Source organism: Priestia sp. TSO9, assembly GCF_021029645.1.
GTDB lineage: Bacteria > Bacillota > Bacilli > Bacillales > Bacillaceae_H > Priestia > Priestia megaterium_E.
In genome coordinates, this window is sequence record NZ_JAJEKD010000055.1 from 1 (window position 1) to 255 (window position 255).

The 255-nt window shown below is 46.7% G+C and carries 2 rRNA genes; both read left to right on the plus strand.

The annotated features are described in order from the left end of the window. Positions 1 to 90, plus strand: a 23S ribosomal RNA gene (locus tag LJC66_RS27605); the annotation flags it as partial. 63 nt (positions 91 to 153) lie between these two features. Continuing rightward, positions 154 to 255: ribosomal RNA gene (gene rrf / locus LJC66_RS27610) — 5S ribosomal RNA — on the plus strand; the annotation flags it as partial.

The following is a 255-nucleotide window of genomic DNA, read 5'->3' on the forward strand; positions in this document are numbered from 1 at the left end:
CCCTGAAAGATGATCAGGTTGATAGGTCAGAGGTGGAAGCGTGGCGACATGTGTAGCTGACTGATACTAATCGATCGAGGACTTAACCAAACTTTTAAAAGCGTAAGCTTTACTCAGCAAACTGTTACCTAGTTTTGAGAGAGCAATCTCTTGTCTGGTGGCGATAGCGAAGAGGTCACACCCGTTCCCATACCGAACACGGAAGTTAAGCTCTTTAGCGCCAATGGTAGTTGGGACTTTGTCCCTGTGAGAGTA